Consider the following 8,361-nt stretch of genomic DNA (forward strand, 5'->3'; position numbering starts at 1 on the left):
TGCAGCGCCAGCGGCGGGGCCGGTGTCTGTCGCGGACGAAGGGGCGGACTTGCCTGCCCTCCTGTCCGAGCCCTTGCCGCCGCCTGCTCCGGGTTTGGCGCCGGGCCTCTCAGGCGACCTGCCCGGTGACTTGTCTGATGACTTGTCCGCAGACGCGCGCGCCCCGACCGGGCGTTCGGAGGCCCCGGCCTTGCGACCCGACATACGGCGCGGTGCGCCACCAGCCACAAAGCCGTCCACCACGGCCAGCACCTCGCCCCGCGCGGCGGGGCGGGCGTAGCGAACCAGCACGCTGCCGGTGGTGGAGGTGGCGTGCGCTTCTGCCACGCCGTCAACGGCCACGATGCGGGCCACAAGGTCATGCGCCCGTTCCTGGGAAAGCGAACCGGGGGCGCAGCGCAGGCGCAGGCGCCCCGGCAGTTCGTGTGCTATGCGATAGTCCATGCGCCTCGTCCGTTGCGAATGTGGTCGGAGAGCAATCCGGTTTCTGTCCGATCAGTCCGGGCTAGGCCTTGGCGGCTTCGGCAGCGGCTTCGGGTGCAGCGGCTTCGGCGGCGTCCTTGCGCTGCTTGTGCACGTGCTCCGCCTCGGCCACGATGTCTTCCATGTGCTCGCGCACGGTTTCCGCGTAGGCAGACGCCTTGTCCTTCAGGTCAAAGCCGTGGCTCAGCAGGTCGGCCATGGCCGGGCGAATGTCGAACTTGCCCCGGCCCAGCATCACCGCACCCAGGGCACCCAGCGCCACGCCACCCACGAAATACAACCCGTACTTGTAGCTCTCGTTCATTCCCGTCTCCTTGTGATGAGTGCGTCGTCACGCGACCGGCCATTCTCGGCCAATACCCGGCAGCCATCCTCGGCAGCCCTGTGCCGCGCGGGAAATGCCACCCTATTTGATATTGAAAATCACTGTCAACACCTCGTATCCACCCCATCCGGGTAAAGTCGACCGGAACAGGCGGAAAACGCGGATTCAGCAACGCTAGCATCCGTCACCGAATCGTGACAATATTTTTTGATTTTTGTGTCTGATTATCACGATCAACTTCAACATGCCGTTCTCTTTACACAACTTGAAACGGCGCCCTTCACGCAAATGAAGGGCGCCGGTATGGGCATCGGCGGGGCATGTCACGCCGGTCGGTCTGGCAGGGCTGGCCGGTGGGCCGGGTCGATGCGGGCTGTGTCGACTAGTGCTTCACGACCTTGGTGTACATGAAGTACCCAATGATGCCGAGCACGATGACGCCAACGACAATGGAACCGATATCAGCGAAACTCATGGTGCCTCCTCGGGCTTGGCCCGACAGGACCGGCAGGCGGCTTCCGTCGCCCACCGGGTTTGCGACGCCCGCGCGGAATGGCAATGGCGGCGCGTTGCAGGGGCCGCCGGAACAGCGGCTTTCTGGACTGGGCGCGACTGGACACAACACCGCCCCGCCGCACGAAAGTGCGAAACGGGGCGAAAACGGCCAGGGGGCAAGGCGACTGCGTCCGGGGGGCGTAGAGGGCAGGAAGGGGAAAGGCTGACTGGACTTGGCGTGCTCGCATGGCCTGGCCTCCCGCACGAGTGACGCGCAGAATGGAGATTTCGGCATGCATCGGCAGCATGGACGCTCATTGAGCGTCCGGTCGGTGCAAGGTCATGTTCCGCCCCCTAGCGCGGCAAGTCAAGGCGAAACCGGGCGAAAGAGAAAAAAAGAACATGCGCTGGCGAAAAATGGGATTACGCACGCTGAAAGGGGAACACCGCATCATGAATTATTCGCGAGTACCCGCTGCACGAATGGGAAACCTGCCGTCAGTCCGACATTCCGCCAGCCCCGCCGGGGCCACTTTGCACGCCTGCCAGTCCCCCTGCCCGGTTCCGGCAGCATGCTATTCGTCGTCCGGGGCGATGAACGCCCCCACCAGCCCCGCCCCGCCCGACAACGAACCCAGGGCGCCGGGCATACCGGGTGCATCCGTTGCAACGGGCGTTTCCGCCCCGTAGGGTTCGGCCTCGTTTTCCTCGAAGCGCACCACAAAGGTGGCGCCCACAAGTCCGGATGCCACCTCCAGCCGCCCACCCAGTTGCGCCACCAGGCTGCCCACCAACTGCATGCCCAGCGTTGCGCCTCCGGCTGGGTCGAAGCCTTCCGGCAGCCCCACGCCATCGTCGGAAACGCGCACTTCCACCTGCCGCCCGTCGCGCCGGGCGGCTATGGCGATGCGCCCCGCGTCACGGTCGGCAAAGGCGTGCTTGATGGCGTTGGTGACCAGTTCGTTGAGGATCAGCCCGCAGGGAATGGCCGCCGACACCGGCAGGAACAGCGGCGGCAGGTCCAGCACCAGCTCCACCTCGGCATCCACGGATGACAGCACCAGCTTACGCGCCAGCCGCGTCACGTAATCGGCGATGTTGACGCTGGCCAGGTCGTTGGCGCGGTACAGTTCCTCGTGAGCCAGGGCCATGGAGGCCACGCGGTTGCGGCTTTCGATGAACCGCTCGCGGTCGGCGGCTCCGTCGGCATAGGCCGCTTGCAGGTTCAGCAGGCTAACGATGAGTTGCAGGTTGTTCTTGACCCGGTGGTGCACCTCGCGCAGCAGGATTTCCTTCTCGCGCAGCGAGGTCCGTATGCCTTCCTCTGCCGTGCGCCGGGCGGTGACGTCCTCCGCCACCCCGGCCACGCGATAGACGTTGCCCTCGCCGTCGCGCACGGGAAAGGCCCGGACATGTACCCAGCGCACCCCGCCGTCGGGCCGCATGATGCGGAACTCCGCGTCCACCGGGGTGGCCGAGGTGGCGATGCCAGCCATGGCGGCGGCAACGCCCTCCCTGTCGTCGGGGTGCACGGTGTGAAGCCGGGTGGCCCCGCCCCGCATGGCCTCCTGCACCGGACGTCCCCACACCGTCTCGTAGGCCGGGGAAAGATACAGCAACTGGCCGCTGGCCAGGTCGCGCACCCAGAACACCTCGCTGGTGTTCTCCATCAACTGGCGGAAGCGTTCCTCGCTCTCCGCCAGGGCCCGTTCGAATTCCCGGCGCTCGGCGATTTCCCGGCGCAGGCGGCGGTTTGCGTCTTCCAGGTCTTCGGTACGGCGGCGCACCAGGTCTTCCAGGGTTTCGCGGCGGCGGCCCTGCTCGCGCAGCAGTTCGGCCCGCAGCAGGCAGCGCACCAGCGCCCGGTCGAGCACGGCCATGTCCTCTATGGGCTTGATCACGAAGTCCCATGCGCCCAGACGCAGGGCCCGCGCCAGTTCCCGCACCTCGCTGATGCCGGACACCACGATGACCGGCACGGTGGGGTCTTGCGCGGCGATGCGGGGCAGCACCTCGGCCCCGCCCTTGCCGGGCATGCGCCAATCCAGCAGCACCGCGTCCGCGCCGCGCGTGCCGAACAGGATCAGTGCGTCGGCGCCGCCGCCCGCCTCGCGCACGGCATAGCCCGCCTCGCGCAGATAGCCGCACACGGCGGTGCGGGCCACCGGGTCGTCGTCCACCACGAGGATGGTGGGAATGCGTTCCGCGGGTTGGCGAGGGTCCATGGAGGTCTCCTGCGCAGAAGCTTCGTGCCGGGTATTTGCTTAAGGGGTGCGGGGCAGCAGCAACCACGCAGGCCCCGGCGCATCCAGATGCCCGGCCACGGTGGCCGCGTGGTCGCCCGCGCCGCAGAACAGGTCGATGCGGTAGCCCTTGATGGCCCCGCCGGTATCCTGCGCAAGACCAAGGCCGGTCACCGCGCCGCCACCCGCGGGTTGCGGCACCGGAGCGGAAAAGGCCAGCAGCGCGCCGGACGGCAGCACGGATCGGTCTGTGGCCAGGCTTACCCACGGGGTCAGCGGCCTGCCCGTGCAGCCCAGCGGACCGCTGGCGCTGCCTTCCTCCATCCGGAAAAAGACATAGCTGGGGTTGGTGTTCATGAGTTCCCGCGCCTGGCCGGGGTGACTTTCCAGCCACTGGCGGATGGCTGGCATGTTCACCCCGTCGGGCGGCAGTTCGCCCCGTTCCTTCAGGATGCGCCCTATGGACACGTAGGGCCGCCCGTTCTGCGCGGCGTAGAGCACGCGGGCCTCGCTGCCGTCGGTAAAGCGGACCCGGCCGGAACCCTGCACCTGCAGGATGTACACGTCTACGGGGTCCGCCGCCCAGGCCAGTTCCAGCCCCTTGCCGCGCAACGCCCCGGCGTCGATTTCCGCGCGGTCGTAATAGGGCCGCAGCACGCGCCCCCTGGGACCGTTCACAACGCGGAAGGTCATGCGCTGCTTGCCGGAACCGGCCCCGGCCACTTCCGTCACGCGCATGTCCGGCGGAGTGCGGTAGATGGGGTGCGTGTAGCCGGGCGCGGGGGTGCGGCTGGCGCGCAGCACCGGCTCGTAGTAGCCGGTCCAGGCGGTGTCCACGCGCAGCCAGCGGAACCGCTGGGCCAGCAGGCCGGGGTTGACGTCCAACTGGGGCAACAGGCCGGACAGCTGGCGCAGGGCGGCCATGAAGTCCGCGTTGGTCACGCGCAGTCCCATGCGATCCAGCGCCACGCCTCCGACGGGGCGGGTAGCCATGTAGGAAAGGCTTTGGGTCAGCGCCGGGGCAAGGTCGTTCCACGAGGCAAGTCCCTGGCTGCGCGGGTCCATGACTGCGATGGCGGCACGGATCTCGTCGGGAGAGGCTTCGGTGTAGGCGGGCAGCGGCGGCAGGGACAGGGCCGGGCGCGCCTGGATCGGACGCGTCTGGGCCGGGGTCTGCACCGTCGGGGGCACTTCCGGCTCGGGGACCGCAATCCGGGGCCCATGCGAGGCACAGCCGGAAATGGCCAGCGCCAGCAGCAGCGCCCCGGCGGTGCGGATGCATGCAGGCGCGCAGACGTGTCCGAATGCGGATGAGCCGGATGCGGCAGCGGGTGGCGCAGCAGATGGCATTGTGGACAAGGACGAGGCCATGGAGCAGGGCAGGCCGCCCACGGTTTTGGCTTTCATCACGAAATGGCGTACGAATCGACACGCCGCGCCACGCGGCAGGAGGTTGCGAAACATATGGACGGCTTTCCCGTGCCGGAAATCTGGTTGGCCCATCGCGTGTCCTACGGTGAAACGGACATGATGGGCGTTGTGTACTATGCGGAATACCTGCACTTCTTCGAGCGTGCCCGTAGCGAGTTCATCCGCTCGCGGGGCATGGGCTATGCCACCGTGGAAGAGCGCGGCATCATCCTGCCGGTGCGCGAGGCACGCTGCCGCTACCGCAGCCCGGCCAAATTCGACGAGTTGATCCAGGTGCGCGCGGGCATCAGTGAATGGGGCCGCGCCTCGCTGACCTTCGTGTACGAGATTCGGGACGAGGGACGCAACAGGTTGCTTGCCGACGGCATGACCCAGCACGCCTGCATCAACCGTGACGGCAAGCCGGTGCCGGTGCCCGGCTGGCTGCGCGACCTGCTGAAATAGCGTCTCATTCTGGCGGATACGGGCGATCACGGCGCCTCGCGGGCGTTCTTGGCGATATTCGAGCATGCTTCACGCGGCGAATGTGCCTGCTCGCTTGACTGGTCAGTGGACCGGGCGTAGGGCAAGGCCCATGTTCCTCGACGTCCACACCCACGCCTTCCACCCCAAGATCGCGTCCAAGGTCCTGCAACAGCTGGAATCGCATTACGGCATCTCGCCCGTTGGCGAAGGCGTGGTGGAAGACCTGCTGCCCCGCGCCAAACGTGCCGGGCTGGACGGCGTGGTGGTGCACTGCGCCGCCACCGCCGCAGCACAGGTGGTGCCCGCCAACGCCTTTGCCGTGGAATTGCAGCGCCACCACCCGGAGGTGGTGGCCTTCGGCACCGTGCACCCGGAGTATCAGGACTGGGAGCACCAGTTGGACCGGCTGCGCGCGGCGGGCATCCGGGGGCTGAAGCTGCACCCGGAATTCCAGGGCTTCCGCCTGGACGACCCGCGCCTTTTGCCCATCATCGAGGCGGCGCAGGACGACTTCGTGTTCATGTGCCACATCGGCGACAAGCTGCCCCCGGCGGAAAACCCCTCCTGCCCGTACAAACTGGCCGCCCTGCTGGACGCCTTTCCGCGCGCCCGGTTCATCGCCGCGCACCTTGGCGGTTACCTGCACTGGCAGTACGCGCTGGAGGCGCTGGTGGGCCGCGAGGTGTGGATGGACACCTCCAGCAGCCTCTCGTTCATCGACGACGCCACCCTGCGCGCCATCTTCGACCGGCACGACCGCGAGCGCATCCTGTTCGGCAGCGACTACCCCCTGTTCGACCCCGCCGACGAGTGCCACCGCCTGCAACGGCGGCTGGACCTTTCCGACGGCGAGATAGAGGTGCTGCTGTCCAGCGCGGCCACCCTGCTGGGACTCAACGGACAAACGAACGTCGCCGCGCCCCCGGCATAGCCACGGGGCACGGCGGCACCACGTTCGACGCTCGACGCGCCATGCGGCGCACGGGTCGCCTCTCTGCCGGGCAACCGGCATGACGCCACGGCATGACCCCACGGCATGACGCCGCCGGAGCGCGCGGGGGCTTGCCCCGGCGGCTCACACCAGCTGCAAGTATCCGATGAAATTGTCGATGCCGCGCAGGCGGCAGTCCGCGTAGCGGCGCACGTAGTCCTCGAAGGTCATGCGCCGCCCGTAGATGTTGTACGTGGCGTCCGGCCCGCCGAATGCCAGCCCGTGATGCGCGGCCACCTGCGGGTGGATGGGCAGTTCGAACTCCGGGTACGGGTCGGTGAAGCCGTCGCGCACCGCCGGGGGCAGCGGGTCCATGCCCAGCGCCGCCAGCACGCCTTCCGTCACGTGCAGCACCAGCCGCCGGTTGGGGTGGTTGATGGTGGCGAACAGTCGTTCTTCCTTCCACAGCGTTTCCACCAGTTCCACCGTGGGGGCCACCACGGCAGGAATGCCGCCCGGCACAGCGCCAGCGGCAGCGTCGTTACCCCGGTCAAGGCCATGCCTCCCGCCGTCGCCACCGGCCCTGCCCCGCTGCGCGCCTGCCGTCGCGTCCGCCCCGCGTTCCTTGTCCCGCTCCACATCCAGCGATGCGCGCAGCATGGCGTCCAGGTCGTACTTGGCCGCGATGTCGCCGTGCAGGTACACGTGCAGGATTTCCGCCATGTCGAGGCCCATGGACACCAGCCGGTCCAGGAACGCATCGCCGAAATCCATGGGGCTCTTGTTGGTCCAGAAGGGCCAGTAGCCCGTGAACAGCATGTTGGGCAGGCGCAGCACCCGCGCCGCCGGGTTGACCATGGCCAGCAGCCTGTCCGAGGCGTGGTCGTCCCACTTTTCGCCCAGATGCTGGTACAGGAACAGCCCGCAGCCGGAAAGTTCGGCGGGGGCCACGCGCTCGCGCAGGTAGTTGGTGTATCGACGGATTTCGTAGCGCGCGGCAAACTGCGGCGAGGCGGCCAGCAGTTGCGCCAGCGGGTCGCCCTGGCAGTTGGCGTGGATGAGGCAGAGGCTGCGGTGCGGTGTGGTCATGGGAATCTGCGCGGGGACACGCGGCTGAAGGTGCGGCGGGGTACGCCCTGAAGGGGCGGAATTGCGGGACAACGAGACTGCGGGCCTGCGAGACCTCGGGGGTGCGGGTTAGCGGGTCAGGATAACAGGGTATCAGGGGGGACGGCAGGCGGGCTGTCGTCAACCGGTGCGGCTGCCTGCGGGCCATCCGTCGTCATCTGTTCGGCGGGCGCGCCCGTTTTCTTTACATCCCCACCCGATTGTGGAACACTATCTTGTGGGCATGCGTCCAACGGCATGCCCCACGTGCCGGTGACTACCGTGCCCGGCTTGTACACCCAACCCCCCGTACAGACAATGCTCATCGCCGTCCGCGCGCGACGCGTCATACCCCTCTCAGGTGAGGGTCCGTCACGAGACCCGCGCGACCTGTTTTCGCCGCCCCGCGTTCTCGACGACCATGTCGTTGTGATCCGGGGCGTTTTCTTGGACGGCACCGGGCAAACGGCATTGGCTGACGGCGCGCCGTCCAACGCGGATGTCCCTGCTGGCGCGGATGTCCCTGCTGGCGCGGATGTCCCTGCTGGCGCGGATGGCGCGGCCCGCCTGCTCTCGGGGTTGCGCGGCGGCGTCATCGAGGCCGTGGAGCCCATGGGCGCCTTCCGACGCCGCACGGGCGTGCCCCTGGCCGACCTTGGCGAGGTCACCATGGTGCCCGGCGTGGTCAACTGCCACACCCACCTCGAACTTTCGCACCTGGGCGGGCGCACCGTGCTGGGCGGCGGCTTCGTGCCGTGGGTGAAAAGCCTGCTGCCGCTGGCGGGGGCCGAAACTCCTCCGGAAGTCCGCGCCGCCGCCCTGGCCGATGCCGCGCGCCAGCTTGCGGCCTGCCATACCGCGCATGTTGGCGACATCACCGC

General features: G+C 68.0%; 6 protein-coding genes and 2 pseudogenes. 3 read left to right on the top strand and 5 right to left on the bottom strand.

Features of this window, described 5'->3' with window-relative positions; all coding sequences use genetic code 11:
* From FVW20_RS19570 to mltA, 4 genes and pseudogenes are all read right to left on the bottom strand, one after another.
* A pseudogene (locus FVW20_RS19570) lies at positions 1-444 on the bottom strand (heavy metal translocating P-type ATPase); the annotation flags it as partial.
* Between the two features lie 61 nt (positions 445-505).
* On the bottom strand, positions 506-787 hold the full coding sequence (locus FVW20_RS02230; protein WP_167125220.1) for a hypothetical protein: 282 nt from the start codon (positions 785-787) through the stop codon (positions 506-508).
* 1,091 nt (positions 788-1,878) lie between these two features.
* Positions 1,879-3,528 carry a sensor histidine kinase gene (locus FVW20_RS02235; protein ID WP_196608112.1) on the bottom strand — a complete coding sequence of 550 codons (1,650 nt, stop codon included), beginning with the start codon at positions 3,526-3,528 and terminating at the stop codon, positions 1,879-1,881.
* A 39-nt stretch (positions 3,529-3,567) separates the two neighbouring features.
* Entirely contained in the window at positions 3,568-4,953 is a 1,386-nt protein-coding gene (gene mltA / locus FVW20_RS02240) for a murein transglycosylase A (protein ID WP_231038791.1), read from the bottom strand.
* Between the two features lie 57 nt (positions 4,954-5,010).
* On the opposite strand from mltA, the gene FVW20_RS02245 reads away from it, so the two are divergent.
* A complete protein-coding gene (locus tag FVW20_RS02245; protein ID WP_196608114.1) occupies positions 5,011-5,421 on the top strand; it encodes an acyl-CoA thioesterase in 411 nt (136 codons plus the stop codon).
* Positions 5,422-5,551: 130 nt separating this feature from the next.
* Positions 5,552-6,373, top strand: coding sequence for an amidohydrolase family protein (locus FVW20_RS02250; RefSeq protein WP_196608115.1), 822 nt, complete (start codon positions 5,552-5,554; stop codon positions 6,371-6,373).
* A gap of 144 nt (positions 6,374-6,517) precedes the next feature.
* On the opposite strand, the gene FVW20_RS02255 is transcribed toward FVW20_RS02250, so the two are convergent.
* Positions 6,518-7,462, bottom strand: coding sequence for a WcbI family polysaccharide biosynthesis putative acetyltransferase (locus tag FVW20_RS02255; protein WP_196608116.1), 945 nt, complete (start codon positions 7,460-7,462; stop codon positions 6,518-6,520).
* A 489-nt stretch (positions 7,463-7,951) separates the two neighbouring features.
* Between FVW20_RS02255 and FVW20_RS02260 the strand changes: the two are divergent.
* Positions 7,952-8,361: pseudogene (locus FVW20_RS02260) on the top strand (amidohydrolase family protein); the annotation flags it as partial.

This window comes from Nitratidesulfovibrio oxamicus, from assembly GCF_015731765.1.
Lineage (GTDB): Bacteria > Desulfobacterota > Desulfovibrionia > Desulfovibrionales > Desulfovibrionaceae > Cupidesulfovibrio > Cupidesulfovibrio oxamicus.